This is a genomic window from Streptomyces sp. NPDC001507, from assembly GCF_042894765.1.
Lineage (GTDB): Bacteria > Actinomycetota > Actinomycetes > Streptomycetales > Streptomycetaceae > Streptomyces.
This window is the reverse complement of record NZ_JBIAVV010000007.1, coordinates 510,617-536,370: the sequence shown is the minus strand read 5'-3', so window position 1 is coordinate 536,370 and position 25,754 is coordinate 510,617. Positions and strand designations below refer to the sequence as shown.

Genomic DNA, 25,754 nt, shown 5'->3' with positions numbered 1-25,754 from the left:
TCCGGTGCACCCCTGCCGATCCGTGGTCCCGCGTATCCGTCCGGCAGCGTAGGCAAAGACACCGCGGCAGTCCGGGAAGCCGGTCTCAGCCGCCGCGCCGCACCCGGGCCGCCTTGCGGGCCTCCGCGAGCTTGCGGGCCTCGCTGCTCTTGCGGGACGGCCTGCCGCCGGAGCCGCCCTTCGCGTCCTTGGTGCTGCCCAGGCCGCGGAACGGGGCGTTGTGGTTCTTGGGCCGCGGTACGGCCGGCTCGCCGTCGAGAGGCTTTCCGGAGGGGGCCTTGGCTCCAGTGATCCGGCTCAGCTCCGCCTCGCCGGACCGCACATGGGTGACCTTGGGGGCGACGTCGGCGTCTGCCATCACCTGGCTCGTCTCGCGGCGCTGTCCCGACAGGACAAGTGTCACGACGGTGCCGGAGCGGCCGGCCCGGGCCGTGCGGCCGGCGCGGTGCAGATAGTCCTTCGGGTCGGTGGCCGGGTCGACGTTGACCACGAGGTCGAGGTCGTCGACGTGCAGGCCGCGTGCGGCGACGTTCGTCGCTACCAGCGCGGTGACCTGCCCGTTCTTGAACTGGGCCAGGGTCCGGGTGCGCTGCGGCTGGGCCTTCCCGCTGTGCAGGGCGGCGGCGGCCACACCGCTGGCCCGCAGATGCCGCGTGAGCAGGTCGACGCCGTGCTTGGTGTCCAGGAACAGCAGGACGCGGCCGTCCCGAGCGGCGATCTCCGTGGTCACGGCGTACCGGTCCGGGCCGTGCACGACGAGGACGTGGTGCTCGATCACGGAGACCGCGCTGGACGAAGGGTCCACGGAGTGGACAGCGGGGTCGTGCAGGTAGCGCTGCACCAGCTGGTCGACATCGCGGTCGAGGGTGGCGGAGAACAGCATCCGCTGCCCGTCGGGACGCACCTGGTCCAGGACCTCGGTGACCTGCGGCAGGAACCCCATGTCACACATCTGGTCGGCCTCGTCCAGGACCGCGATACGCACCCGTCCCAGGCGACAGCCCTTGCGCTCGACGAGGTCGTGCAGCCGACCGGGTGTGGCGACGACGATCTCGGCACCATCCCGCAGCACGGCGGCCTGCCGTCCGATGGACACTCCACCCACCACGGTCGCAAGCCGCAGCCGCAGCGCCTCGGCGTACGGGGTGAGCTCCTCACCGACCTGCTGCGCCAGCTCCCTGGTGGGCACCAGAACGAGCGCCAGCGGCTCTTTCGGCTGCGCGCGCTGCCCGGCCGTCCGGGCGAGCATCCCCAGGCCGAAGGCGAGCGTCTTGCCGGATCCTGTGCGGCCCCGGCCCAGGACGTCCCGTCCCGCGAGCGCGTTCGGCAGCGCCGCCGCCTGGATGGGGAAGGGCACAGTCACACCGTGCTCGTCGAGCGCGCGCAGAACCTCGGACGGCAGCCCCAGCTGCGCGAAGGACGTCACCGTGGGCACTGCCGAAGTGGCGCCCGACGCCTCGGACACATCGTCCTGCTGCCGGGCGTCGGCGCGTGGTGATTCGCTCACAGAGAGCCTTCCTCCGAAGGGACCGTACCGAGGAAGGCGCGGCAGGGACACCGCCGCCAGCCAGAGACACCGAACGGAGCACCAACACAGCGACGCTGCAAAACCGCAACAGTAGCACGAGGCACGCTGCCCGGGCCTCCCGTGGCCGCGCCGCTCAGCCGAGGAACGACAGCCGGACCTGCCTCAGAAACACTCCTCGCGGCGAGAACGGGCCCGCCGACGTCCATGAGCTGCCGAAGTCCACGAAGCGGACAGCAGCCCGGAAAGGGCCGGGCAAGAAGGCCGCCGCGAGGAAGCTCGCCCCCAAGCTCATGACGTGAACAAGGCCGTTGTCAGTGCCGCAAGCGATCCTCACCCCGGAAGCGGCCACTTCAGAAGGAGGCCGGGTTGCGACGGGACGTCCGCGGAAGGATCCACGCGATCGGGTGCTGATCATGCGGGATGCCGGGCTCGAACCACTGGAGCCCTGTTCCCGGGTCATTGCGGCGCGGCACCTCCTGCCGTGTGCTGCGCAGGGGCGGGCGTTGAGCAGGGCCCGCCCCTGTGCTCGTTCGCGCCTGTGGGCTCAGGGCAGGTGCCACACCTGGGTGGACAGCCCGTTGCAGTCGTAGATCTGCAGCTGTGTTCCGTTCGCCGTGTTGCCCTGGGGGTCGTCCAGGCAACGTCCGGACTGGGGGTTGTACAGGCTGCCGTCAGCTCGGGGGACCCACTGCTGGCCGCCCGCGCCGTTGCAGTCGTAGAGCTGGACCTTACTGAAGTCGGCGGTCGCGTTCTTGTCGATGTCGAGGCACTTGCCGAAGGCGCGCAGGGTGCCGTCGGCGGCGGCTGTCCACTGCTGTCCGGTGGCCTGGTTGCAGTCCCAGAGCTGGGCCGCGTTCTGGTTGGTGTTGGTGTTGGTGTCGACGTCGAGGCACTTGCCGGTGGTGCCCGGACCCGTGACCGCGCCCGCCGTGCGGACGGTGACGTTGCGCCAGGAGGCGGTGGTGCCGTAGTCGCGGACCCCGACGGAGCCGTGGGAGAAGGCGCAGTCGCTCAGGCTGAGGTAGGCGGGGTTGCTCCAGGAACCGGACGGCGCCCCCTGGACGGAGATGGCGCAGCCGGAGACCTGGACGGTCAGGTGGTACCAGGAGCCGGCGGACAGGCCGCCGGGTATCGGCGTGCTGCCCAACTGGGTCCAGCCGTAGTTCTCGCGCCCGATCACGAGGTTGGAGCCGGTGACGCCCACGTAGTAGCCGTCGACGTTGTCCGTTCCGGTGGTCGGGTCGGTGGCGCGGACCAGGAAGCCGGCGTTGCCGTTGCCGCCCGTACCGCCGAGGCGGACGTCGCCCTGGAGGGTGTAGTCGGTCCAGCCGGTGGAGCCGGTGACGGCCTTGTTGCCGCCGGTGCCCGCGGCGGACTCGGAGTAGGTCCCACCGGAAGCCGACCAGGTGCCGCCGTACTGCGTCCAACCGCCGTCGTTGGAGGCGAAGTCGGCGGTGTAAGGGAGGACGCCGGCGTTGCCCGAACCGGTGAGCTCCTGGCAGTTGTACGGACCGGCGACACCCGCCGCGCTGTAGCGCACGCTCCTGCCGTCGGCCGAGGGCAGCAGCTCAGGACTGTAGTTGGTACCGCAGTTGGACGGTGCTCCACTGGTGGGCACCGCGATGGGAGAGGGCATCCAGGACCAGGACCCGCTGCCGCCGGCGGTGTTGAGAAGGACCACCTGCTGGTTCTCGGGGGCCCCGCCGGCCACACGTGACTCGCTGCGACCGGTGAGCATGAGCTCGCCCTGGGGCCCGCCGGCCGGGCTCCAGGCGATGACGGGGGTGCTGAAGAGCTCTCTGCCGTCGTCGGTCTTCGGGACGGTGCCCAGGTCGGAGGGGCCGCTGCCCCAGGTGTCGCCGTCGGCGGACGTCTTGGTGTGCACCAGGCAGTTCTGCGGGCCGCACACCTCGTAGCTCGCCACGTAGGTCCCGGTGGACGGTATGCGGGCCATGGTGATCATGCCGGGCCGGTCGGCCTGAACGGTGCTGGCGACGTCCTTGACCTCACCGGGAGCCACACGTGTGCTGCCGTCGGGGTTGGCGCTCCAGGTGTCGCCGCCGTCGGTGGAGACGATGTGCCCGAGGAACTGACTGTAGGTGGTGTTCTGGCGCTCGTCGGAGAAGTACATGAGCATCTTGCCCGCGGAGTCCAGGCCGACGAAGGGTTCCCAGATTCCGCTGCCGTCGGCTCCGTGCGAGGTCTGCGGGGCCCCCACGTAGGTCCAGGTGGCGCCGTGGTCGGTGCTGCGCCATTCGCGGAACGTCACGCCGGACCGGTCGGCCGGCAGGGTGGCGCCCACCAGCAGCAGGGTTCCGGCCGGGTAGGCCCCGAGGGTCCGCGGATATTCGAAGAGGAAGGGCTGGTAGGAGAAGGTGTCGCCGACGGTCGTCGACAGGGTGGACCACGAGGCACCGTCGTCGGTGCTGCGGCGGATGACATACGAGCTGGAGCTGCCGTCGGTGCTCCAGTGCTCGAAGCTCGCGAGCAGTGTCCCGTTGGCCGATCCGCTGTTCTGCAGGCGGATCATGCGGGTGTAGGCCATGCCCTCCGTACTGGAGGCCGGGCTGTAGAGGACGTTGCCCGGGGTGTTGGCGAAGGCGTTGGTCGGCAGGGCGAGCAGACAGAGGAGGACCGAGGCGAGCAGGCTGAGCAGGAGGCGCGCACGACGTCTGCGACGGTCGTGCGGTGGCGAGGTGGCCATGGCGGCTCCTTGTGCGGTGACGGATGGGGACGCGGCCCGTCCGTGCGGAGACGGCAGGTGCGGCGGACATCGCTTGCAACGATGTAAATGCCCGCAGTCGGGGAGTATGGAGCCGTACGTCGACCCTTCGCAATGCTTCGGCAGCAGGTTTTTGCATCGATGCAAACCGCCTAGACTGTTTGCACCGCGCACGGCACCGTCCGCGCCGTGAACCGCAGTGGCGACGCCGCGGTGCCGGCACGGCGGTATCCGTGGCACGGCATCCCCACCGCGCACCGCTCGGCCAGAGAGGTCAACACGTCATGACGGCCCCCACGCTCCGAGACGTCGCCGAGCGTGCCGGCGTCTCGATCCGCACGGTGTCCAATGTGGTCAACGGCTACGCCCGGGTGACCGACGCCACCAAGGTGCGGGTCCAGGCGGCGATCGACGCGCTCGGATACCGCCCCAACCTGATGGCCCGCAACCTGAAACAGGGACGTACGCGCATCATCGCGCTGGTGGTACCGGCGCTCGACGTGCCCTACTTCGCCGAACTCGTGCGCCTGATCATCGGCGAGGCACGGGCCCGCGGATACGCCGTCCTCATCGACCAGACCGACGGCGACGTCGAACGGGAGCGGGAACTGATCATGGAGGCGTCGCACGCGGTCAGTTTCGACGGCGTGATCGCCAGCCCGCTCGCCCTGACCGCGGCCGATCTCGAATCCCGGCACGACTCGGCGCCGATACTCCTGCTCGGTGAGAAGATCTTCGACTCCGGCGCCGACCACGTCGCCATCGACAACGTCACCGCCGCACGGGAGATGACGGCCCATCTCATCGGCCTGGGGCGCCGGCGCATCGCCGCCATCGGCGTCCACCAGGACCCCACGGACGGCACCGCCGTCCTGCGCACCCGTGGTTACCGGGAGGCGTTCGCGGAGGCCGGCCTCACCGTGGACGAGTCGCTCATGGTGTCCATCCCGCACTACGAACGCCGGTACGGAGCCATGGCGATGGCGCGGCTCCTGGACCGTCCCGAACCGCCGGACGCGGTGTTCTGCTTCAGCGATCTGCTGGCCCTGGGCGCCCTGCGCGTGGCCCTCTCGCGGGGGTTGCGCATCCCCGAGGACCTGGCGCTGGCCGGCTTCGACGACATCGAGGACGGCCGCTACAGCAGCCCCACCCTGACCACCATCGCCCCCGACAAGAAGCAGTTGGCCCGTGCCGCCGTGGAGGGCATCCTGGCCAGGATCGAGTCCGGCGCGCACGACGCGCCCGTGGAGATCACCGCTTCCCATCAGCTGGTGGTCCGGGAGAGCACGGCCGGAGACGCGGTCCGACGACCCGTGTGACCTCGATGCCGTTTCGTTATGAACGGCGGATTGCATCGTTGCAAAGAATGGTCTGATACTCCGTGGCGTGAACGATTTTGCATCGATGCAAAGCGGCGGGCTGCTGGCGGGACGCGGTCCCGGTCCCCGGGAGGAGTGCGGTCCCGCCCCGGCCGCTCCCGCGGACCCGCCCCGGCCGGAATATCCCCGACCGCAGTTCGTGCGCCGGGACTGGCTCTGCCTCAACGGCACCTGGCAGTTCGAGATGGACCAGGCCGACACCGGTCTGGAACGCGGCCTGCTGCACCGGGAACTCGCCTCCGCCATCACGGTTCCCTTCGCACCCGAGGCGCCCCTGTCGGGCATCGGCTGCCAGGACTTCCTGGAGGCCGTCTGGTACCGCCGCACGCTTCGGATCCCGCACCAGTGGACCGGCCGGCGGATCCTGCTGCACTTCCAGGCCGTCGACCACGACACCACGGTGTGGGTCGACGGGCACGAGGCGGGCCGCCACCGGGGCGGCTTCAGCGGCTTCACCCTCGACATCACCGAGTTCGCCGCCCCGGGCACCACGCCGGACCTCGTGGTGCGGGCACGGGACAGCCGAGCCGCCGTCCAGGCCCGTGGCAAGCAGTCCAACCGGTACGAGACCTACGAGGCGTTCTACCCGCGGACCACGGGCATCTGGCAGACCGTCTGGCTGGAGCCCGTCCCCCAGGTCCATCTGCTCCGGCCGCGGCTCACCCCGGACACGGCCGGCGGCCGGTTCCTGCTGGACCTCCCGGTCTCCGCCAACGCCCCCGGCCACCACTGCCGCGCCGTCCTCGGCGACGACGACGGAACGATCGTGGAAGCGACGGCTCCGCTCGACGCGGACCGCACGGCACGCGTCGTCCTGGACATCCCGGCCGACCGTCGCCGGCTCTGGCAGCCGGGTGACCCGCACCTGTACACACTGGCCCTCGAAATCCGCACGGCCGAGGGTGAACTGGTCGACTCGGTCGCGAGCTACGCGGGCCTGCGGTCCGTGACGATCGACGGCCACGCCGTCCTGCTCAACGGGCGGCGCGTCTTCCAGCGTCTTGTCCTGGACCAGGGCTGGTACCCCGACGGCCTGATGACGGCGCCGGACGACGACTCCCTCGTACGCGACATCGAACTGTCGATGGCCGCCGGCTTCAACGGCGCGCGCCTGCACCAGAAGGTCTTCGAGGAGCGGTTCCTGCACCACGCCGACCGTCTCGGCTACCTCGTGTGGGGGGAGTTCGGCGACTGGGGCGCCAGGGCCGGAGCACGGCCCGAACGGCAGGCTCCGACCGCCTCGTTCATCACCCAGTGGCTCGAGGTCCTCCAGCGGGACTACTCGCACCCCTCGATCGTCGGCTGGTGCCCCCTCAACGAGACCTTCCAGAAGATCACCGACCGGCTCACCGTCCTCGACGACGTCACCCGGGGCATGTTCCTCGCCACCAAGGCCGCCGACCGGACCCGGCCGGTGATCGACAGCTCGGGATACTCCCACCGCGTGCCCGAGACCGACATCTACGACTCCCACAACTACGAGCAGGACCCCGGCCGCTTCGCCCGGGACATGGCGGGCCTCGCCGACGGCAGACCGTTCGTGAACACGGCACCTGACGGCAGCGCCTGGTCCCTGCCGTACGCCGGACAGCCCTACTTCTGCAGCGAGTTCGGCGGCATCCACTGGCCGACCGACCGGGCGGGGCTGCCCGACACCGGCTCGTGGGGCTACGGCAGCACGCCCGCGACCGAGGAGGCCTGGTACGAGCGCTTCGCCGGCCTGGTGGGCGCCCTGATCGACGACCCCCTGATGTTCGGTTACTGCTACACGCAGCTCACCGACGTCTTCCAGGAGCAGAACGGCGTCTACCGGTTCGACCGGACGTCGAAGCTCGACGTCGCACGCATCCGGAAGATCCAGACCCGGACCGCGGCCTACGAACTCGGCCGGCCCTGACCGGCGACAGCACCTACGTGCCCCTGCGCCGAAGCACCCCTCTCCCCCGCCCCGCCCTCCATCCAAGGAGCCCGCAGTGAGAACTCGCCTTCGCCGACTGGCCACGACGGCGGCCGCCTCGGCCTTCGCCCTCGTCCTGGCCGCCTGCTCGTCCTCCTCCTCCGGCACCACCGCCGACGGAAAGACCATCCTCACCGTGGTCGGATTCGAGGGCGGCGGCAACGAGATCGCCGACATCCCGGCCATCAACGCGGCCTTCGAAAAGGCCCACCCCGACATCAAGGTCGACTACAAGTACGTCGCCAACACCGAGTACGACGCCTACAACAACACCCGGCTCGCCGCGGGAACCGCCGCGGACGTCCTCATGGTCAACAAGAGCCGCCTGACCACCTGGCAGCAGCAGGGCTTCCTCGCCGACCTCAGCGACCAGCCCTGGGTCAAGCGGATGCTGCCCAACCTGGCCCCGTACACCCAGGTCGACGGCAAGACGTACGACTTCGTCCAGCAGAACATCCCGATCGGCCTGTACGCCAACCAGGACCTGCTGAAGAAGGCGGGCATCAAGCAGGTCCCGCAGACCTGGCCCGAACTGATCAGCGACCTCAAGACGCTGAAGGCGAAGAACATCGGCGGCCTGGAGATACCCAACCTCAAGGGCTGGAACGCCGAACAGGTCTCCCTCGCCCTGGCCGCCAACCTCGTCGACCCGAACTGGGGCAGCGGCTACGACAACGGCAGCTCCACCTGGGCCGCGAGCTGGAGCCCGGTGATCGACCACCTCAAGGAGCTGCTGACCAGCGGCCTCGTCGACGGCAGGACCATGAACGGTCTGGACCCGTTCAGCCAGGGTGTCTCGCAGTTCACCGCGGGCAAGTGGGCCTTCTACGTCGACGGCGCCTGGGACCTGAGTCACTACCAGCAGAGCGCCAGGTTCGACTTCACGCTCAACCCCTTCCCCGGTGGCCCGGCGGGCAGCAAGCCCAAGACCTTCACCTTCATCGGCTCGGGCTGGTCGGTCAACGGCGCCACCTCGCACAAGAGCGCGGCCGAGAGCTACGTCGACTTCATGTCACAGCCGAAGCAGGACAGCGCCTACCTGAAGGCCGAGAGCTGCTTCACCACGCTGACCGACGTGCCGAGCCCCAAGGTCGCCCAGTCCGCCCCGGTCGCCGCCGCCTTCGCCGCCGGCAGCACCAGCCCCTCCCAGGTCGAGGTGCCCACCTTCCCGAACGCCGAGGACAAGTTCACCGCTCAGCTCAACGCGCTCTTCAACAACCCGTCCATGGACACCGGCGCGCTGCTGAAGCAACTCGACAAGGACATCCCGAAGACCCCCTCGAAGAAGTAGCACCCCAGCCGCTCCCCGAACCAGTGCGGGGCCTGCCGTGCATGCGACAGGCCCCGCGGTCCGCGCCCCCGATGAGGTCGCCGTGAGACTCACCACCCGATCCGCCGCGCTGCTCATGCTTCCGGCCACCGCCCTGTACGCCCTCTTCGTCATCTACCCCACCACCAGGTCCGTCCTGCTCAGCCTCACCGACGCCCACGGCGTCATCGGCGGCTCGTTCGTCGGCCTGGCCAACTACCGCGAGGCCTTCCAGGACCCGCAGGTGCTCGCCGCGCTCGAGAACACCCTCGTCTACACGGTCGTGGTGGTCGTCGTACAGAACGCGCTCGGCCTGGGTATCGCCTACTGGCTGTACAACTCGCCGGCCGTCCGCACCATCGCCCGCACCGGGCTGCTGATGCCCGCGATGATGGCCCTGGTCGCCGTCTCCTACCTGTGGTCGTTCATCTACTCGCCGGTCGACGGCCCGCTCGACGCCGTCATGGACGCCCTCGGCCTGCACGGCCTGGAGACCTCCTGGCTCGGCGACACCCACACCGCCCTGATGGCGATCGCCGTGTCCTACATGTGGATGTACCTCGGCTACACCGCCACCATCTATCTCTCCAACTACCTCTCCATCCCAGCGGAGTTGATGGAGGCGGCGGCCCTGGACGGCGCCCGCGGGTGGACCCGGTTCCGCCGCATCGACTGGCCGCTGCTCGCCCCGTCCCTCACCGTGAACATGACCCTGTCGACGATCGGTTCCCTGCGCGTGTTCGACCTGCCCTTCATCATGACCGACGGCGGCCCCGCCAACTCGACCCAGACCCTGAGCTACGTCGTCTTCCAGGACAGCTTCAAGGACTTCCGCTTCGCCTACGGCACCGCGGTGGCCGTCCTCCTGCTCGTCATCACCGTCATCGTCGGCGTGCTCCTCACGACCGTCCTGCGCCGCCGGGAGGTCGCCGCATGACTCTCACCGCCCCCAGCACCACAAGAGCCCTCAGCCCCGCCCCGTCGGACACCGCCCCGCTGCGCCGGCGCAGGCTGCGCAGCACCGCCTCGCACGTCGGCCTGCTCCTGGTCACCCTGGTCGTCGTCGCCCCGATCCTGCTCATGGTGAAGGTCTCACTGCAGTCCGACGCCGACGTCGCCGCCCATCCGCTGTCCTGGCCCAGCCACTGGAGCCTGCACAACTACGTGGCCGCGGTGCGGGCCATGAACTACGGGCGCACCCTCTGCAACACCGTCCTGATCACCGGCGGCGCCGCCGTCCTGGTCATCCTCACCGGATCACTCGCCGCCTGGCCGATGGCCCGCATCTCCCGCCGCTGGACCAAGACGGTCTACCAGCTCTTCGTGGCCGGCCTCACGGTCCCCGTCTTCGTCATGATCACTCCGCTGTACATGTTCATGCGGGACCTCGGGCTGCTGGACTCCTACGCCTCGGTGATCCTCGCGGAGGCCGCGATCAGCCTCCCCTTCGCCGTGCTCTTCTTCACCAGCTTCCTGAGATCCGTACCCGTCGAGCTCGAGGAGGCCGCCGCCATCGACGGGGCGGGTCCGCTGCGCACGTACTGGCACGTCATCCTGCCCGTCCTGCGCCCGGCCACCGCGACCCTCGTCATCACCCTCACCCTGGCCATCTGGAACGACCTGGTCATTCCCCTGGTCCTGCTGACCTCCGACAGCAAGCAGACGATGACGCTGGACGTGTACTCCACGATCGGCACCCACGCCTACAGCACGTCCCAGCTCCTGCCCACGGTAGTGCTGGGCACCGTCCCACTGCTCGTCGTCTTCCTCGTGCTGCAACGGCACATCGTCGCCGGTATCACCGCCGGAGTCAGCAAGGGGTGAGGCATGCCCGTCCGACGCCGTTCTGCGCGGCCAGGTTCCCTCCTTTCCAGAGGCGCGGAAAGGCAAGCGAAAAGACGCGTTGCTCCCGAAAGGCCGGAGCCTTTCGACCGTGGTCGAAAGGTGTGACCGGAGTGCGGTGAGCACTCCAGACTCGGACGGACGGACTCAGCCTGTGAAACCGAGGGGGAGCACATGCGCAAGGGAAATCGGCCGGGCAGGGGCACGAAGGCCAGGAGGGTGGCGGCTCTGTTGGCGGCCACGGCGCTCACCGTGGGGGTCGCGGTGGCGACCGCGCCCTCCGCGGCCGCCGCCAGCCCGTGCTGGAACGACGGCTCCACCAAGTGGTGGTGCAACAACGTCTCCGGCGCGCGGGTGTACGGCACGGTCGGGGACAACCACATCTACCCGGACCCGAACACCGTCGTCGGCTACATGTACTCCAACCCGAGCTGGTTCTGGTGCAAGGAGGACGACCAGGCATGGGTGGGCGGGCCGCACTCCACACGCTGGGAGATGACGGTCGCGGACAATGGGCAGCTCGGCTTCATGAAGGACACGGCGATCTCCAGCGAGACGGACCCGCTCCCCGACTGCTACCGGTGATCGGTGACGGCCGTGCAGCGCCACCGGTGGTGCGCCAACCGCCGTCCCCAGCCGGTTCGACTGCCGCCACGTCGGCGGACCGCACCCGAACCGTTGGGTGTTCACCGAGGCGACTCCCTGGTTCGGACGGGGCCGAAGAGGAACGCGTCGGGGCCGGCCACTGTCGGAAGGGGCCGGCCGCGACACGCGTGTCAGCAGTTGCGGACGGACCAGACGGGGTCCCAGTTCTGGTCACCCACCTGCGGCGGGGAGAAGGCGCGCAGCACGTTCCCGTTGGCGTCGTAGAGGTAGGAAGTGACCGACCCGGTCTGCTTGTTGAGGTAGTAGCCGTTGCCGTACCAGTTGGACAGGTAGTAACGGTTGCAGGTGTAGAGGTAGAAGATCTTCCACTTGGACACGGTCGGATCCCACACCTCGAGGCAGAGGTTCCCCGGTCCACAGGTGAACGTCTGGTCGTCGGTGCGGTAGCTGACGGTGGTGGACGGAGAGATCGTCGGGGAGACGGCGGCCGCGGCCTGTGTGTGGTGACTGGTACGAGGGCCGGAGGCGGTTGCCGCCTGTGCCGGACCGGTGGCGAGGACGGCCGTCAGCGTGCAGGCCAGCACGCCGGTGATGCCGAGCAGCGAGCGCTTCGCGCGCATGGATGAGACCTCCGTCGGGACGACAGCGGGACATCGGGGACAGCGGCACGGAACGTGCCCTGGCGCCGACGATCGCCGATCGCCCGGGCCCGGCAGAAGCCTTTCGAACGTCCTCGAAAGGCCGCCGCCCCCGGACACCGCCGCATCACGCCCACGGGCGGCCAACTGCTGCAGGCCGAACGCCCGTTGAGGCGCGATCGGCCCACAGGACGGCATCGGTGCGGCCCACGGGCGGCGTTGACGTCGCCCGTACCGGACGTCACGGTGGTCCGGCCACGCACAACACCGCCATGCCGGACGGGAGACTGCCGAACCGTGCCTACCAAGCGCTCACTTGCCGGACTGTGCGCCGCCCTCGCGATGGGGGCGGCCCTCCTCGCCACCGGAACCGCGCAGGCCACCCCGGCCTCGCCCGGCGCCTTCCACGGTCACATCATGACCATGCCCGCAGCGCCGAAGACGGGCCGCCCTGCGCCGCTCCTGGCCGCCGCCCCCTCCACCTCGCCGGCCGTCCGCACGGCCTACGCCGGTGCCGGCGGGGGCGTGTACTGCCAGAGCGGGTACTTCTGCGCCTCGGTCTGGGATCCGACGGCCGGCAAGTTCAAGATCTTCTTCTTCTACTCCTGCAACCGCTACACCCTCTCGAACTGGATCGACTGGGCCGAGGCCCAGAACAGCCAGACCGGAGGTGCCGTCGCCGGTCTCTACGGCTCCGGAGGCGGTCTGCTGCAGACCGTCCCGGCCGACAACGCGGTCTACGCCGTCAACTGGTCACCGGTGTACTCGATCCGCAACTGCTGAGCCGGACGGCCTCTGCGGCCCGGCGAACGGGGCAGGACTCAGGGACCGTAGGCCGGATCAGTCTCCGTCCGTCGTCCGGTGTCCGCGCCCAGCAGCCGGTGGCCCACGGACGTCACCGAGTGCCGTACGAACTGGCCCTCCCGGTGGCTCGCCACCAGTCCTCCGTCCCGCAGGACGGCGAGCTGGTAGCTGGCACTGGGAAGGGCGATGCCCACGGCCTGCGCCACCTCGGACGTGGTGCGGGTACGGCCACGTGCCACCTGCACCAGCACGGTGGCCCGGGTACGGCCCAGCAGCCGCTCCAGCCCGCCACCCTCGGGTGCCATCGTCTCCAACGGCCGTACGGCGACCGGATGGACGAGGACCGGCCCGAGGGTGGGGTCGGCGAGCGCGGTGGGCCTGCGCCAGCAGAAGTAGGAGGGCAGGAGCAGCAGACCCCGGCCCTCCAGATGCAGGTCCCGGTCGACGGGGTAGTCCACCTCCAGCACGGGGGGACGCCATCGGGCGAACGGGAGACTCTCCAGCAGAGCGCGGACGCCGCCGTCCAGGAGGGTGCGGGCCCGCAGGTCGACCTCGTCCTGCACGGCCCTGCGAACCTGGCCCCACCGCGGTTCGAGCAGCGCCTTGGAGGAGATCTCCAACGCCCTGACCAGCGATCCCATCCCGCGGTCTCCCGGCCTGCCGAGCGCCGTCGTCCAGGCCGGGAGACGGCGGGTGCCGGCGAGGACGCCCAACTCCTGCTGCAGTCGGCGGCGGGGCGTCGCGCGTACCTGGGCGAGGGCGGCGGGCAGGCCCTCGTCCGGGACGGACGGGGTGAGGAAGTCGGGGATGTAGCCGACGGGCGGGACGAGCGTACCCAGCAGGCGCAGCGCACGGCGCGCCTCCAGGTCCCGTACCGTCCGCTCCAGGACGGCGCGGCGCCATGCCCCGAACTCGAGCGGCCCCTGATTCGTGACCAGCCGGCAGGCGGCGCAGACGAGTTCCCACAGCGGATCGGGACGCCGGGCCACGCGGATGCTCTGTAAGTCGAGCGGCGTGAAGTGGATGCGGAGCATGCAGGCCTCTTTCCTGGTGGTGGGGGGGTGGCCGAGGCGATGCGCGACAAGGGTCGGCGAAGCGGTACGGGTCATCAATGGGGACGAGTGGCGAGCGCCCTTGGTTGACTGTTCTGTCGCCACCTGCAGGCCCGACCGCTCGCGCCGACGACGGGGGACCGGCATTGTCCTGTTCCGCAACCGCCGTGGCGGAAAAAGTGTCTCTCAACGCGTGGTCCAGCCGCCTCGGGAGTCGGTCAGGCAGGGCGGCACGGCGTCTGGGGGGATGACGTGAGCACATGGGTGGTGCCCGGATACACCGAGTCTCTCGAACTCGGGTCGGGGGCGAGCGGTCGCGTCGTGCTGGCCGTGCACGCGGACACCGGCGTACGGGTCGCTGTGAAGTACCTCAGCGAGTCCCTGCGCACGCGGCCTGGTTTCGTGCACGATTTCCGGGCGGAGGCGCGCCTGCTCGGCGGACTGCAGAGCCGGTACGTGGCCGGCCTGTACGAGTACGTGGAGAGCCCGCAGGGCGCCGCCATCGTCATGGAACTGGTGGACGGTGTCTCGTTGCGGACGCTGCTGACCCGTCAGGGGCCACTCGATCCCGAGGCCGCGCTCGTCCTTCTCAAGGGATCGCTGCTCGGGCTCGCCGACGCGCACCGCATCGGAGTCGTCCACCGCGACTACAAGCCGGAGAACGTCCTGGTCGAGACGGACGGATCGTCCAAGCTCGTCGACTTCGGTATCGCGGTGGACGCCGGCACCAGCGCGGGTGTGGCCGGAACCCCGTCCTACATGGCCCCCGAGCAGTGGACCGGCGGCCCCGCCTCCTGCGCCGCGGACGTGTACGCGGCCACGGCCACCTTCTTCGAGTGCCTGACGGGGCACAAGCCGTACTCGGGCGACAACATCGCCGAACTGGCCCTGCAGCACGTCGACGCCCCCGTCCCCGTGGAGGAGGTCCCCGCAGCGGTGCGCGAGCTGGTCCGTCGTGGTCTGGCCAAGGAACCGGACCAGCGGCCGGCACAGGCCCAGGCGTTCGTGACGGAACTGGAGGCGACCGCCGGCGCCGGCTACGGGGCCGACTGGGAGGAACGCGGCCGCGCCCGGCTCGCCGCCCTGGTGGCCCTTCTGACGCTGCTGCTGCCCTCGGCCCGCTCCCCCCGGTCCACCACGGACACCGCACGTACGGTCCTGAGCCAGGCACCACGCCAGCACTGGGCCCGGTCATGGCGACCTGGCCGACCCGGCATGCTCGTCTCGGCCGCCGCCGTTCTCCTGGGCCTCCTGCTCACCTACGGAATGCAGCACGCTTCGGCAGGCGCCGGCGAGCCGGCCGCCGATGCCCTGGCCACCACCACGGCCCGGGCCGGCACCGAAGCGGCGCCGCCCACCGCCCCGCCCACGGCGCCCACCCCGTCAGGCGGCCTGTCGCCGACACCCGGTGTCTCCCCCTCGGGCCCGCCGGCCACCCCGACCGGTCGGGCCTCCGCCTCCGCCACCGACTCACCCACGCAGTCGACGACCCCCAGCGAGGCGACCACGCCCAGCGGGGCGACCACGTCCACGCCGGCAACACCGACGACCGCCTCTTCCTCGCCGCCTGTCGCTCCCGCCGTCAAGAACGTCGCGGTATCGGCCTTCCGGCAGACGGGCCCCACGACCTCCACGGCGACCATCACCGTCACCACGGACGGCAGCGGGCCGATCTCCGTCACCGTCTCGTGGTTCACGGACAACGCGAGCGGAGGGGCCGGCTCCCCCGACGGTACGTCACAGACCTTCGAGCGCAGCGGAGCCACCCAGTACACGATCCCCGTCGACCACACCTTCCAGAACGACGGCTGCTACTGGACGGTCCAGGCCACGACCACTCCGGCGCCGGCCTCCGGCGGCGCCTCGCAGCAGATCCTGACAAGGCAGTGTGAGATCGGATGACCGCTCAGAGCGACGACACGCCCACGCCGACGGTGCCGGGTGAGGAGCCCACACGGGGGCTCGCACCCGCCGACGCGCACGGCGCCACACTCCGTCTCGGGCCCACCGCAGACCACGTCCCCGACGACCCGCCCGCCGGCCCCGACAGCGAGTACAGCGCCACCGTGCTGGCCAGCCACTGGATCCAGCGACCCGAAACGGACGACACCCTCGTCGAACCGGTCCCGGCGAGCGCCTCCCCGACCCGGCCTGACCGCGTCGAGGGCAGCGTGCTGCGTTTCGGCCCCGGTGTGACGGCCGCCGTCGCGCACCGCACCGTCCAGACACAACCCGCCACGTCGTCGGCTCCCGCCCCCTCCGGCCGGAGGCTGCGCAAGAACGCCCTCCCGACGCTGCTGGTGGTGGCCGTCCTCGCCTTCCTGGCCTGGCAGCGCTTCGGGCAGTCCGTGGCGGTCACCCAGGTTGCCGTCACGGCGAGGCCGACGGTTCTGGGATGCGACGGCACCGCGGACATCGTCGGCCTGGTCACCACCAACGGCCGTCCCGGCACCCTCTCCTACCGATGGGTCCGAAGCGACGGCACCGCGTCCGGCGTCCTGCACGAGGTGATGGTCCGGGGGGAGCGACACGCGCGCCTGCACCTTCGATGGACCTACCAGGGACCGGGCCACCGTGCGGCACGGGCGGAACTGCGCATCCTGTCTCCCGGCCACCGGGCGGCCGCCGCCCGCTTCTCCTACGACTGTCCCTGACGGCCGACTACGACTGTCCCTGACGGCAGACCGGGATCGTCGGCCAGGTGCCCCGTTCAAGCCGGAGGACGAAAGGCACCCCGTCTCGCCAGGAGGCGGGGTGCCCTTGTGTTGCGGCGGAAGAACCGGATCACGGCTGTAGCTTTCTCTCTTGAGAACTCCGGATTCATCTGCCAACTCCACTTGTTCCAAGAGCACTTGACGAGGTTTGCATGTCCAACCCCCCATCCTCCGTCCGTACGGCCGACCGCCGCGGCAGGGCCGGAACCCGCCACCCCGCGCTCCGCCGGGTGGCCGTCGTCGCCGTGACCGCGCCCATCGCCGGGACGCTCCTGTTCGGCACGAGCGCCTTCGCCGCCGACGAGACCGTCTCCCCCGCCACGGCCACGGCACTCGACCCCGCCGAACAGAAGATCGCGGACAATCTCGACACCCGTGTGAAGGACACCCGTCTCGGCCCCACCCTGAGCGGCGTCGTCATCGACGCCACGTCCGACAAGGCCGTCTGGGGCCACGACGCGAGCACCGCGCTGATGCCCGCGTCCAACACCAAACTCGGCACCGCCACCGCCGCCTTGACGGTGCTCGGCCCCGACCACCGGTTCACCACCAGAGCCGTCTACGGCAACGGCACGCTCACCCTTGTCGGCGGCGGCGACCGCACCCTGACCGCCGCCGGCCTCGAGGCGATGGCGAAAACCGCCGTCGCGGGACTCAGGAGCGCGGGTCTCACCTCGGTCAAGGTCCAGGTCGACGACAGCCTCTTCCCCGAGCCGACGCTCGCGACCGGCTGGAACGACGGCTACTACCCGGACTCCGTGGCACCGGTACGGGCGCTGGTGGTCGACGGCCACCAGGTCACGGACACGTCCCTGGACGCGGGCCAGGTCTTCGCCGGGTTCCTCGCCCAGCAAGGCGTCACCGTCACGGGCGGCGTCACCCACGGCACGGCCGGCACGGGCGACGTGCCGGTCGCCCAGCACCGGTCCGACCGCCTGTCCGCCATCGTGGAGCACATGCTCAAGGTGAGTGACAACGATATCGCCGAGACCCTGCTGCGGATGACCGCGATCGGCGCCGGCCGGCAGCCGACCTTCGAGGACGGCACGGCGGTCGTACGCGAGGTGCTCCGCGGGTACGGCATCTCGCTGGACAACTACGAGATCCACGACGGCAGCGGTCTGTCCCGCGCCAACCGTATCCCGGCACGGACCATCGCCGGCATCCTCGACGTCGCCGACGACGCGCGCAACGCCGGGACCCTCGCGTACATCGTCGAGGGCCTGCCCGTCGCCGGAGAGGCGGGCTCCACCCTGGGGCCGGAATGGGGACGCTTCGACACCGCGGACTCGCAGTGCGCCGTCGGCAAGGTCCGCGCGAAGACGGGCACGCTCACCGGTGCGATCGCACTGAGCGGGCTGACCAAGGCCGGGGACGGCCGCTGGAAGATCTTCTCGTTCATCGAGAACAACTCCACCGCCGATCCGGCCGCCACCAAGGACGCCCTCGACGGCCTGGCAGCCACGGTCAACGGCTGCTGGGCATAAGGCGGTCGGTACCGTCCGGCGGAGAGCCGCGCGGCGTCGGTCGGGTCGCGGGCGCCCCGCCGGACACCCGCCCGTGACGGCGCGGAGGCCGCGCACGGGGAACGGGGGCACGGGGCCGCGCGGGCTGCTGAGGTTCGGCGACGCACTGGTGCTGCCCGGCGCCGAACCGGCCCGGCCGGCGGCGCACGACCGGGTCCTCGGCGCCGCGCTGAACCCGGCGGCCGGCGGGAGCGGCGGCACCGTGATCGGGATGGCCGACGCCGGCGGCCGTGCCCTCGGACCCGACCGGCTTGAACCGTGCCCCCGGTCAGGCCACCGGTTCGGCGCCGGGCGGCTATGGTCGCTGAGGGGCGTTCGGACATGACGGGGGGGCTCACGTTGCATCGTCTGGCAGGAGCGGAGCGGGAGACCGGTCCGGCCCGGTCCGCGTCGCACGCGCTGTTGCCCCGGTCGCTGCGCGCGTGGCTGGGGCCGGTTGCGGCGTTCGCCGCGCTGGTGGTCGTCGTCCTCGGGGTCCGGTACGCCGGGGGCAGCGAGCCGGGCGGGGTGGACCGGTGGCTGGTCCGGCCGACGGCGGACAGTGTGCGGGGGCCGTGGCGGCACGTGGCCCTGGCCCTGGACTTCCTGGGGGAACCAGCGGGGTCGGTGCTGGTGGTCGTGGCCGGGGTGGCGGGCTGCCTGCTGTTGCGGCGGCCCCGCGCGGCGGTGCTCGTCGCCGTCGGCTCCGGCCTGACCGTGGGGACGACCACGCTGCTCAAGCACGTGGTGGGGCGCACCATCCACGGTCCGGGCAACCTGTCCTACCCGAGCGGGCACACCGCCTTCTTCACCTCGCTCGCCCTGATGGCGGCGCTGCTCGCGGCCGGCCGGCTCGGCCTCGGCAGGACGGCCGGCCTGTCACTCGTGCTCGCCGCGGCGCTGGTCGCCGGCGCCACCATGGGCTGGGCGGAGGTCGGCCTGGGCGCCCACTACCCGACCGACGCCCTCGGCGGCTGGTGCACCGCGCTGGTGGTGACGCCGGCGAGCGCGTGGCTGGTCGACCGGACGGCCGACCGGAGCGCCGCGCGCAGGCCCGGCACGGCACACTGACGTCACGTCACGCCAGGCGGCGGAACACGGGCTTCACCGGTCGCCCGCCCAGCCAGGCGGTGGGGTTGGCGGTGTCCAGCGCCTTCCGGTACACCGCACATGCCTCGGCCACCACGTCGACGGTGCGGTCGATGTCCGCGTCGTCGAGTGCGCTGCTCACCACGAACGACGGGGCGAGCACCCCACCGGCGAGGAGCCGGCGCAGGAACAGCGTGCGGTACTGCTGCGACGGCTGCAGGTTCTCGTCGAGGGTGGCGAAGACCAGGTTGCTGGCCCGGCCCCGGACCACGACGTGGTCGCCGACGCCCATGGCGGCCGCGGCGTCGCGGACACCTGCGGCCAGCCGCTCGCCGAGGGCGTGCAGGCGCGCGGTGACGCCCTCCTCGACGTAGGTGGCCTGCACGGCCATCGCGGCCGCCAGCGAGTGGGTCTCCGCGCCGTGCGTGGTGGACAGCAGGAACACCCGGTCGCCGGAGTCGCGCAGTCCGCCGCGCTCCATCAGGTCACGGCGCCCGGCCAGCGCGGAGACGGCGAATCCGTTGCCGAGCGCCTTGCCGAACGTGGAGAGGTCGGGGACCACGCCGTACAGGCCCTGGGCGCCGGCCTCGGACCAGCGGAAGCCGGTGATCATCTCGTCGAAGACCAGGACGCAGCCGTGCCGGTCGGCCAGGTCGCGCAGGCCGGCGAGGTACCCGGGCGGCGGCTCGGTCTGGGTGGCGGGTTCGAGGATCAGGCAGGCGATCTCGTCCTGGTACCGGGTGAGCAGGTCCTCCGTGGCGGCCAGGTCGCCGTAGGGGAAGGACACGGTCAGCTCGGTGGTCGCCGCCGGGATGCCGGCGTTCATCGGCGTGGTGCCGATGAACCAGTCGTCGACGGAGAAGAACGGGTGGTCCGCGCAGAGGGCCACCCGCGAGCGCCCGGTGACGGCGCGGGCGAGGCGCACGGCGGCGGTGGTGGCGTCGGAGCCGTTCTTCGCGAACTTCACCATGTCGGCGGTCGGCACGGTGGCCAGGAAGCGTTCGGCGGCCTCGACCTCGACGATGGAGGGCCGGACGAAGTTGCTGCCCCGGTCGAGTTCCCGCCGTACCGCCTCGACCACGCGCGGGTGGGCGTGGCCGAGGCTGACCGACCGCAGGCCGGAGCCGTACTCGATGTAGCGGTTGCCGTCGACGTCCCACACGTGGGCACCGCTGCCGTGGCTGATGACGGGGGCCAGGTTCTCGGGGTACTGGTCGTCGCCCTTGGCGTAGGTGTGCGCGCCTCCCGGGATCAGAGCGTGCAGCCGCTCGTTGGCCTGCCGCGAGCGGGACAGGGGGAGCCCCTCGGTGTCTTGGCTGTGCACGCCGACCTCATCTTCCTTGGTGCTTCAGGACCTCGGCGAGGCTCGGCGCCTCCCGGTCCCGCCGGGACATCGACGTGACCGGGAGCGGCCAGGGAATGGCGAGTTCCGGGTCGTCGAAGGCGATCGTCACGTCCTCGGACGGATCGTGCTGACGGTCAATACGGTAAGAGGTATCTGTGATTTCGGTAAGAGCCTGGAAGCCGTGCGCGCATCCCGCCGGGATGTACACGGTCTTCTGCGTCTCGCCGGACAGTTCGAAGAAGGCCCGGTTCAGGTAGGTCGGCGAGTCCGGCCGCAGGTCCACGACGACGTCGAAGATCTGCCCGTACGAGCACCGCACCAGCTTGGCCTCGCCGGCGCCGGAGCGCAGGTGCAGGCCGCGCAGCACGCCGCGGACGGAGCGGGACACGCTGTCCTGGACGAAGGCGTCCGGGTCCAGGCCCACCGAGCGGACCACCTCGGCGTCGAAGGTGCGGCAGAAGAAGCCGCGTTCGTCGGTGTACGGGGTGGGCTCGAAGAGGAACGCGCCGTCGATCTCCGGGACTTCTGTCGCTTTCATGAAGCCTTCCGTGGGGCGTGGGCGTGGTGGTTCGCCGGGAACAGGGTCGTGGTCAAGGCGGTGAACTGCTGGGTGAGTTGCTCTGCGGCGACCCGGTTCCGCTCGGCGAGGGTCTGCCGTAGCTCCGCCGCGTGCTTCTCCAGGTCCCGGAACTGTTCGAGGAGCCGGTCGGCGTCGACCTCACGGGCCGGGTGACAGTACGCGCCCAGACCCATCCGGTCCATGAGCGCGTCGCTCTTCGCCGCGTAGCAGAGGGCGAGCACGGGCGTTCCGGTCTTCAGCGCGCAGATCAGGTTGTGGTAGCGGACGGCCACCACGGTGTCGGCGGCCGCCATCTCGTTCATCAGGTCGGCCAGGGAGGCCGGTTCGGCCGCGGTGACCAGCGGTGAGCCGACCGCGTCGAGGACGGCGGCGACCACCGCCAGATCGCACTGGTCGCCGGTGAGCAGCCGCACGGGCCTGCCCTCGTCGACCAGAGTGCGGACGAACCTGATCGTCCCGTCGAGGTAGCGCCGGTAGATCTCCTCGGCTCGGGCGCGGTCGTCGTTGCCGCCGTGGAAGTCCATGACGCCGAGGCAGACGGGACCCGGTGTGCCGGTGGGCGCGCTCGCCCGTGGTGTCGGGAGGGAGAACGCGAGGTCGGGGTAGACCTCGTCGCGGCTGGTGTCCACGCCCATCGCCCGCATGGCGTCTCGGGACTGGGCGTCCCGGTAGGACCGGTAAGCGGCCAGCCGCGCCGACCAGCGCACCAGGGCCCGGGTGGGCCGGTTGCGGATCTCGGCGGCGCCGACGCTGACCAGCGCCACCCGGGTGCCGGCCAGCCGGCCGCTCGCGCAGAGCAGGAACAGGGAGTACGGGAAGCCCCAGGGCCGCAGCGGCAGGGTGGCCTCCAGGACGCCCATGCCCGGCACGATCACCACGTCGTGCCGGCGCACCCAGGCCGCGGTGCGGAAGACGTCGACGAGTTTGCCGAGTCCCTTCGAGGCGATCGCGCCCGCACGGGACGCGGTCCGGTACTCCGCGCGGTTCCAGTGCATGCGCGTGGCGGGGATGCCGAACCGGGCGGTCACGGCCTCGGGCCCGCCGCACAGCGCGTCCACGACGGCGTCCGGGTGCTCGGCGCGCAGGTACCCGAGGACGGCTTCGAGCGAGCCGTCGTTGCCGAGGTTGCCGGAGCCGAGCAGGCCGAACACCCCGACGCGCACCGGAGTTGCGTCCGCGGACGTCATGCCTGCCTCCTCCCCTCACGGCCGGCGACGAGGTCGTCGACGGAGACCGTGAGCAGGGCCGGGTCGACCGGGGCGCGGTCCTCGACCCGCTCGCCGGCGTTCGGCCGGACCCGGCTGGTCATCCAGGCGGCCAGGTGGCGGTAGCACTCCCGCCGGTCGGCCGCGGACAGCGGCGCCCGCCGGATGGCCGAGGCGAAGCCCCAGACGTACTCGGCGAGCAGCCGGGGCGTCGGGTGCAGCAGGCCTGCCCGGCGCGGGTCCAGGTTGACGCACCGGGAGCGCTTGGACGGGTTCGCCCGCTCGGCGCGGGTGGGGTGGTCGCGGCGGAAGTAGAGCAGTTCCGGCACCTGGTGGAAGCGCCCGTGCAGGGTGATCTCGGCGACGAACGTGCGGTCGGCGTGGTGGTAGCTGTCCATCGGCTTCACCCGGCGCAGCACGTCGGCGCGCATCACCCCGTAGAAGTCGTCGCCGCCCGGCTCGAACAGCAGGCTGCGGAAGCGCTCCGGGGCGTGCGGCGAGCCGGTGGAGAGGGTGTACTCGTAGGGGACGGTCACCTGGCCGTCGCCGTCGATGACGGCCTGGTCGGTGTGGGCGAGGATCACGTCAGGACGTTCGTCCAGCGCCTCCACGCAGCGCCGCAGCAGGTCGCGGCCGTAGAGGTCGTCGTGCGAGGCCCACTTGAACAGTTCGCCGCGGGACTCGGCGAACACGTGGTTGTGGTTCGGGGTGGCGCCGATGTTCCGGGGCAGCCGGTGGTAGCGGATGCGGGAGTCCTGCGCGGCGTACTTGCGGCAGACGTCCTCGGTCCCGTCGGTGGAGGCGTTGTCGGAGACGACCAGTTCGAAGTCCTCGTAGGTCTGGCCGAGCAGGGCGTCGAACGACTCGGCCAGGTACTCCTCGCCGTTGTACACGGGCAGGCCGATGCTCAGCCTGGGTCGGTCGGTCATGCGGTCCTCACTTCGGGGATGGGATTGCGGTGGCGCTCGCGCAGCGCGGACCGCAGTTGCAGCCACCAGACAGCCGAGCCGCTGAGGGTCGCGGCGGCGACGCCCCAGGCCGAGCCGGCCGTGCCGGCGACGGCCGCGCCGCCGAGCCCGCCGCCGACGTAGCAGGCGGAGGCGAACAGCTGGCAGCGCAGGCTGCGCCGGGCCGCGCCGAGGGCGCGCAGTCCGGCCGCCGCGCCGGTGCCGAGGCCGGCTCCCGCGACGCTGAGGGTGATCTGCACGATGAGGTGCGAGGAGGAGTGCCAGACGTCGCCGAGCGCGAGGTCGCCGAGCCGGCCCGGCATCAGCAGCAGCGCCGAGCCCCAGAGCAGTGCTCCGGCGGCCTGTCCCCCGCCCAGGAGCAGGCAGAACCTGCCCAGTTGATGCGGGGCCCGCCGCAGCACCCGGGCCGCCTCCGGGACGGTGACCAGCGAGAGCCCCATCAGCACCGCGAGGAACGGCCCCATCAGGAGTTCCGCGCCGCGCACCGCGCCCACCGCGCCGACCCCGACGATCACGCCGAGCCCGTACGCCCGCACCTGGCTGGCGCCGCTGAGGCTGACGTTCTCGACCAGGTACCGGTAGCCGAGGTCGCGCTGTTCGCGCAGCCAGCCGCGGGCCTCGGCCATGCGGGGCCGGATGCCGGACTGGAGGTAGCCGTATCCGGCGGCCACCGTGGCGGACGCGCCCCAGGCGAGCACGAAGGCGGCCACGGTGTCCACGTGGGCCGCGACCACCATGGCGGGGACGAGCGCGACGCCCCACACGACGTCGTTGACGAACGCCTTCCGCCCGTTGCCGGCGGCGAAGAACGCGAACCGCCAGGCGTCCTGGAGCAGCAGCCCCGGCAGCAGGACACCGAGGGCGGCGAACGCGGGCCCCACCCGGCCGCCGAGTCCGAGCCCGGCCGCCAGGCACACCACGCCGAGGGCCGAGCCGACGCCGAGCGCGGTGCCCGTCGACCGGGCCACCGCCCCGCGCCAGGCCGCCTCCGGCACGCCGCTGAAGCGCACCGTGAGCGGGTCGGTGGCGAGGCCCCGGGAGACGTTGAGCACCACGCCGTAGGTCACCCAGGCCAGGCTGAACACGCCGAACGCGGTCACCCCGAGCGAGCGGGCCACGTAGAGGCCCACCGCGAAGTTGCTGATGCTGGAGGCCGCCTGGTCGGCAAGGCCCCAGGACAGCCTGCCGACCAGGGCCCGTCTGGCGGACCCGGCCGGTGCTGCCGTCTTCTCCCCCTGGACGGTCATGGGCGTCATTCCTTGACCAGGTCGGCGCCGCGCAGGGCGTCGGCCGCGGCGGCCACGGTGTCGAACGGCAGCCCGGACCGCTCGGCGACGTCCAGCAGGCTGTGCTCGCCGTCGGAGAGGCTGAGCACCCAGAGCATGGCCATCTGGGCCTGCTTGGTGTCGCTGCGGCCGCCGAGCGCGTCGTACAGGCCGCGCCGGCCCAGCTGCGGCTCGCCGTAGGGACTGAGGTTCACGTACCGCCGGTTGCGGTCGAGGACGGCGAACGCCTCGCGGCAGACGGCGAGGGTGTCCGCCATCGCCGCCGGGGAGACGAAGTCCAGGTTGTCCGCGGAGGTGTGGTACTCGGGGTAGCCGGCGTACGGGGTCCGGGTGAGCGAACCCACGCCCAGATTGAACCCGGGCGAGCAGAACTGCCGCTCGTCGTAGCCGTACGGGGTGAACTCGGTGACGCGGTGCGGGCGTTCGGACGCGGTCAGCACGTGCTGCAGCACCCGGTCGATCTCCGCGTCGCCCCGCCTGCTCTGCTTGTACGTGAGTTGGCCCGGGTCCCCGGCGCAGGCCAGCACCAGGCCGTGCTTGACCCGGTCCACCCGTTCCGCGTTGCGGGCCAGCCAGGTGATCGCGCCGATGGTGCCGGGGGCGAACAGGAACCGGTAGGTGTAATAGGTCGGTTGCTCGGCGAGGGCGCGGGCCAGGTACGTCGCCACCGCGATGCCGGCCAGGTTGTCGTTGGCCAGCGACGGGTGGCAGACGTGGCAGGAGACGATGACCTCGTCGGGGACCTGGCCGGGGACCACGTACTCGGCATAGGTGAGGTGGCCGTCGGCGATCGTGGAGTCGATGCGGACCTCGTAGTCGCCGTCGGGCATGGCGTCCAGGGTCTCCTGGGCCAGGCAGAACCCCCAGTCCGGCTTGTAGTAGCTGGTGCGGTACGGCACCCACGACGGGTGCTCGGGCAGCGTGTGCAGGTGCGGGCGCAGCTCGGCGAGGGGCATGGTCGCCGACACCGGCACGCTGTAGCCGAGCACGTGCAGGCTGGACGCGGCGAAGTCGACGACCCGCCGGCCGGCGCCGTCGGCGATGTAGGCGTCCCGGATGTTCCACTCCTGCGGCACCGTCCAGTCGAGCACCTGCGTGCCGGTCGGCACCTCGTGCACCTGCAGCGGGATGTACTCCCCGACGATGTCCAGGGTGGCGCGCACACCGTCGCCGGTGATGCTCCGGCAGAGCGGGTACATCCGCTCCACCAGCGCGTACATCTCCT

General features: G+C 71.2%; 21 protein-coding genes. 11 read left to right on the top strand and 10 right to left on the bottom strand.

What is annotated here, in order from left to right; all coding sequences use genetic code 11:
* Positions 1-85: 85 nt before the first annotated feature.
* Complete coding sequence (locus tag ACFY0K_RS25020) at positions 86-1,507, bottom strand: DEAD/DEAH box helicase (protein ID WP_382732635.1); 1,422 nt, start codon at positions 1,505-1,507, stop codon at positions 86-88.
* Between the two features lie 565 nt (positions 1,508-2,072).
* Positions 2,073-4,232, bottom strand: coding sequence for a ricin-type beta-trefoil lectin domain protein (locus ACFY0K_RS25015; RefSeq protein ID WP_390641729.1), 2,160 nt, complete (start codon positions 4,230-4,232; stop codon positions 2,073-2,075).
* Positions 4,233-4,534: 302 nt separating this feature from the next.
* Here ACFY0K_RS25015 and ACFY0K_RS25010 point away from each other — a divergent pair, with 302 nt between their 5' ends.
* From ACFY0K_RS25010 to ACFY0K_RS24985, 6 genes are all read left to right on the top strand, one after another.
* The gene (locus ACFY0K_RS25010; RefSeq protein ID WP_390641728.1) at positions 4,535-5,569 is read left to right on the top strand and encodes a LacI family DNA-binding transcriptional regulator; all 1,035 of its coding nucleotides are present in this window, start codon (positions 4,535-4,537) and stop codon (positions 5,567-5,569) included.
* Between the two features lie 85 nt (positions 5,570-5,654).
* A complete protein-coding gene (locus ACFY0K_RS25005) occupies positions 5,655-7,526 on the top strand; it encodes a glycoside hydrolase family 2 protein (RefSeq protein ID WP_390641754.1) in 1,872 nt (623 codons plus the stop codon).
* A gap of 76 nt (positions 7,527-7,602) precedes the next feature.
* Positions 7,603-8,877: an ABC transporter substrate-binding protein gene (locus ACFY0K_RS25000; RefSeq protein ID WP_390641727.1), complete on the top strand. Its 1,275-nt coding sequence runs from the start codon at positions 7,603-7,605 to the stop codon at positions 8,875-8,877.
* Between the two features lie 82 nt (positions 8,878-8,959).
* On the top strand, positions 8,960-9,832 hold the full coding sequence (locus tag ACFY0K_RS24995) for a carbohydrate ABC transporter permease (RefSeq protein WP_390641726.1): 873 nt from the start codon (positions 8,960-8,962) through the stop codon (positions 9,830-9,832).
* Entirely contained in the window at positions 9,829-10,719 is an 891-nt protein-coding gene (locus ACFY0K_RS24990; protein ID WP_390641725.1) for a carbohydrate ABC transporter permease, read from the top strand. The genes ACFY0K_RS24995 and ACFY0K_RS24990 overlap by 4 nt, the downstream gene beginning before the upstream one ends.
* Positions 10,720-10,911: 192 nt before the next feature.
* The gene (locus tag ACFY0K_RS24985; RefSeq protein WP_390641724.1) at positions 10,912-11,322 is read left to right on the top strand and encodes a hypothetical protein; all 411 of its coding nucleotides are present in this window, start codon (positions 10,912-10,914) and stop codon (positions 11,320-11,322) included.
* Positions 11,323-11,513: 191 nt separating this feature from the next.
* Here ACFY0K_RS24985 and ACFY0K_RS24980 read toward each other — a convergent pair whose 3' ends face one another.
* Positions 11,514-11,963 (bottom strand): hypothetical protein, encoded by a 450-nt coding sequence (locus ACFY0K_RS24980; RefSeq protein WP_390641723.1) that lies wholly within the window; start codon positions 11,961-11,963, stop codon positions 11,514-11,516.
* Between the two features lie 315 nt (positions 11,964-12,278).
* Between ACFY0K_RS24980 and ACFY0K_RS24975 the strand changes: the two genes are divergently transcribed.
* Positions 12,279-12,764, top strand: coding sequence for a hypothetical protein (locus tag ACFY0K_RS24975; protein ID WP_390641722.1), 486 nt, complete (start codon positions 12,279-12,281; stop codon positions 12,762-12,764).
* A 38-nt stretch (positions 12,765-12,802) separates the two neighbouring features.
* Here the strand turns inward: ACFY0K_RS24975 and ACFY0K_RS24970 are convergent, their stop codons facing one another.
* A complete protein-coding gene (locus tag ACFY0K_RS24970; RefSeq protein WP_390641721.1) occupies positions 12,803-13,819 on the bottom strand; it encodes an ArsR/SmtB family transcription factor in 1,017 nt (338 codons plus the stop codon).
* A gap of 270 nt (positions 13,820-14,089) precedes the next feature.
* Between ACFY0K_RS24970 and ACFY0K_RS24965 the strand changes: the two genes are divergently transcribed.
* The 4 genes from ACFY0K_RS24965 to ACFY0K_RS24950 all read left to right on the top strand — a co-directional run bounded on the left by ACFY0K_RS24965 (position 14,090) and on the right by ACFY0K_RS24950 (position 19,127).
* Positions 14,090-15,739, top strand: coding sequence for a serine/threonine-protein kinase (locus ACFY0K_RS24965; protein WP_390641720.1), 1,650 nt, complete (start codon positions 14,090-14,092; stop codon positions 15,737-15,739).
* Entirely contained in the window at positions 15,736-16,491 is a 756-nt protein-coding gene (locus tag ACFY0K_RS24960; RefSeq protein ID WP_390641719.1) for a hypothetical protein, read from the top strand. The genes ACFY0K_RS24965 and ACFY0K_RS24960 overlap by 4 nt, the downstream gene beginning before the upstream one ends.
* A 212-nt stretch (positions 16,492-16,703) precedes the next feature.
* Positions 16,704-18,038, top strand: a complete 1,335-nt coding sequence (gene dacB, locus ACFY0K_RS24955) for a D-alanyl-D-alanine carboxypeptidase/D-alanyl-D-alanine-endopeptidase (RefSeq protein ID WP_390641718.1) — start codon at positions 16,704-16,706, stop codon at positions 18,036-18,038.
* Between the two features lie 360 nt (positions 18,039-18,398).
* The gene (locus ACFY0K_RS24950) at positions 18,399-19,127 is read left to right on the top strand and encodes a phosphatase PAP2 family protein (RefSeq protein WP_390641717.1); all 729 of its coding nucleotides are present in this window, start codon (positions 18,399-18,401) and stop codon (positions 19,125-19,127) included.
* 7 nt (positions 19,128-19,134) lie between these two features.
* On the opposite strand, the gene ACFY0K_RS24945 is transcribed toward ACFY0K_RS24950, so the two are convergent.
* The 6 genes from ACFY0K_RS24945 to ACFY0K_RS24920 are packed head-to-tail and all read right to left on the bottom strand — an operon-like array spanning position 19,135 to position 25,749.
* The gene (locus ACFY0K_RS24945) at positions 19,135-20,469 is read right to left on the bottom strand and encodes a glutamate-1-semialdehyde 2,1-aminomutase (protein WP_390641716.1); all 1,335 of its coding nucleotides are present in this window, start codon (positions 20,467-20,469) and stop codon (positions 19,135-19,137) included.
* Positions 20,470-20,476: 7 nt separating this feature from the next.
* Positions 20,477-21,028 (bottom strand): dTDP-4-dehydrorhamnose 3,5-epimerase, encoded by a 552-nt coding sequence (gene rfbC, locus ACFY0K_RS24940; protein ID WP_390641715.1) that lies wholly within the window; start codon positions 21,026-21,028, stop codon positions 20,477-20,479.
* The gene (locus ACFY0K_RS24935) at positions 21,025-22,257 is read right to left on the bottom strand and encodes a polysaccharide pyruvyl transferase family protein (RefSeq protein ID WP_390641714.1); all 1,233 of its coding nucleotides are present in this window, start codon (positions 22,255-22,257) and stop codon (positions 21,025-21,027) included. Before ACFY0K_RS24935 ends, rfbC begins: the two co-directional genes overlap by 4 nt.
* Positions 22,254-23,204 carry a glycosyltransferase family 2 protein gene (locus tag ACFY0K_RS24930; protein WP_390641713.1) on the bottom strand — a complete coding sequence of 317 codons (951 nt, stop codon included), beginning with the start codon at positions 23,202-23,204 and terminating at the stop codon, positions 22,254-22,256. Before ACFY0K_RS24930 ends, ACFY0K_RS24935 begins: the two co-directional genes overlap by 4 nt.
* Positions 23,201-24,499, bottom strand: a complete 1,299-nt coding sequence (locus tag ACFY0K_RS24925; protein WP_390641712.1) for a hypothetical protein — start codon at positions 24,497-24,499, stop codon at positions 23,201-23,203. The genes ACFY0K_RS24930 and ACFY0K_RS24925 overlap by 4 nt, the downstream gene beginning before the upstream one ends.
* On the bottom strand, positions 24,496-25,749 hold the full coding sequence (locus ACFY0K_RS24920) for a DUF4910 domain-containing protein (RefSeq protein WP_390641753.1): 1,254 nt from the start codon (positions 25,747-25,749) through the stop codon (positions 24,496-24,498). The genes ACFY0K_RS24925 and ACFY0K_RS24920 overlap by 4 nt, the downstream gene beginning before the upstream one ends.
* Between the last annotated feature and the right edge of the window lie 5 nt (positions 25,750-25,754).

Coding starts and splice junctions, on each gene's coding strand:
- ACFY0K_RS25015 (WP_390641729.1), bottom strand. CDS start 4,232: ATGGCCACCTCGCCACCGCACGACCGTCGCAGACGTCGTGCGCGCCTC.
- ACFY0K_RS25010 (WP_390641728.1), top strand. CDS start 4,535: ATGACGGCCCCCACGCTCCGAGACGTCGCCGAGCGTGCCGGCGTCTCG.
- ACFY0K_RS25005 (WP_390641754.1), top strand. CDS start 5,655: ATGCAAAGCGGCGGGCTGCTGGCGGGACGCGGTCCCGGTCCCCGGGAG.
- ACFY0K_RS24990 (WP_390641725.1), top strand. CDS start 9,829: ATGACTCTCACCGCCCCCAGCACCACAAGAGCCCTCAGCCCCGCCCCG.
- ACFY0K_RS24985 (WP_390641724.1), top strand. CDS start 10,912: ATGCGCAAGGGAAATCGGCCGGGCAGGGGCACGAAGGCCAGGAGGGTG.
- ACFY0K_RS24980 (WP_390641723.1), bottom strand. CDS start 11,963: ATGCGCGCGAAGCGCTCGCTGCTCGGCATCACCGGCGTGCTGGCCTGC.
- ACFY0K_RS24970 (WP_390641721.1), bottom strand. CDS start 13,819: ATGCTCCGCATCCACTTCACGCCGCTCGACTTACAGAGCATCCGCGTG.
- ACFY0K_RS24960 (WP_390641719.1), top strand. CDS start 15,736: ATGACCGCTCAGAGCGACGACACGCCCACGCCGACGGTGCCGGGTGAG.
- dacB (WP_390641718.1), top strand. CDS start 16,704: ATGTCCAACCCCCCATCCTCCGTCCGTACGGCCGACCGCCGCGGCAGG.
- ACFY0K_RS24950 (WP_390641717.1), top strand. CDS start 18,399: ATGACGGGGGGGCTCACGTTGCATCGTCTGGCAGGAGCGGAGCGGGAG.
- rfbC (WP_390641715.1), bottom strand. CDS start 21,028: ATGAAAGCGACAGAAGTCCCGGAGATCGACGGCGCGTTCCTCTTCGAG.
- ACFY0K_RS24935 (WP_390641714.1), bottom strand. CDS start 22,257: ATGACGTCCGCGGACGCAACTCCGGTGCGCGTCGGGGTGTTCGGCCTG.
- ACFY0K_RS24930 (WP_390641713.1), bottom strand. CDS start 23,204: ATGACCGACCGACCCAGGCTGAGCATCGGCCTGCCCGTGTACAACGGC.
- ACFY0K_RS24925 (WP_390641712.1), bottom strand. CDS start 24,499: ATGACGCCCATGACCGTCCAGGGGGAGAAGACGGCAGCACCGGCCGGG.
- ACFY0K_RS24920 (WP_390641753.1), bottom strand. CDS start 25,749: ATGTACGCGCTGGTGGAGCGGATGTACCCGCTCTGCCGGAGCATCACC.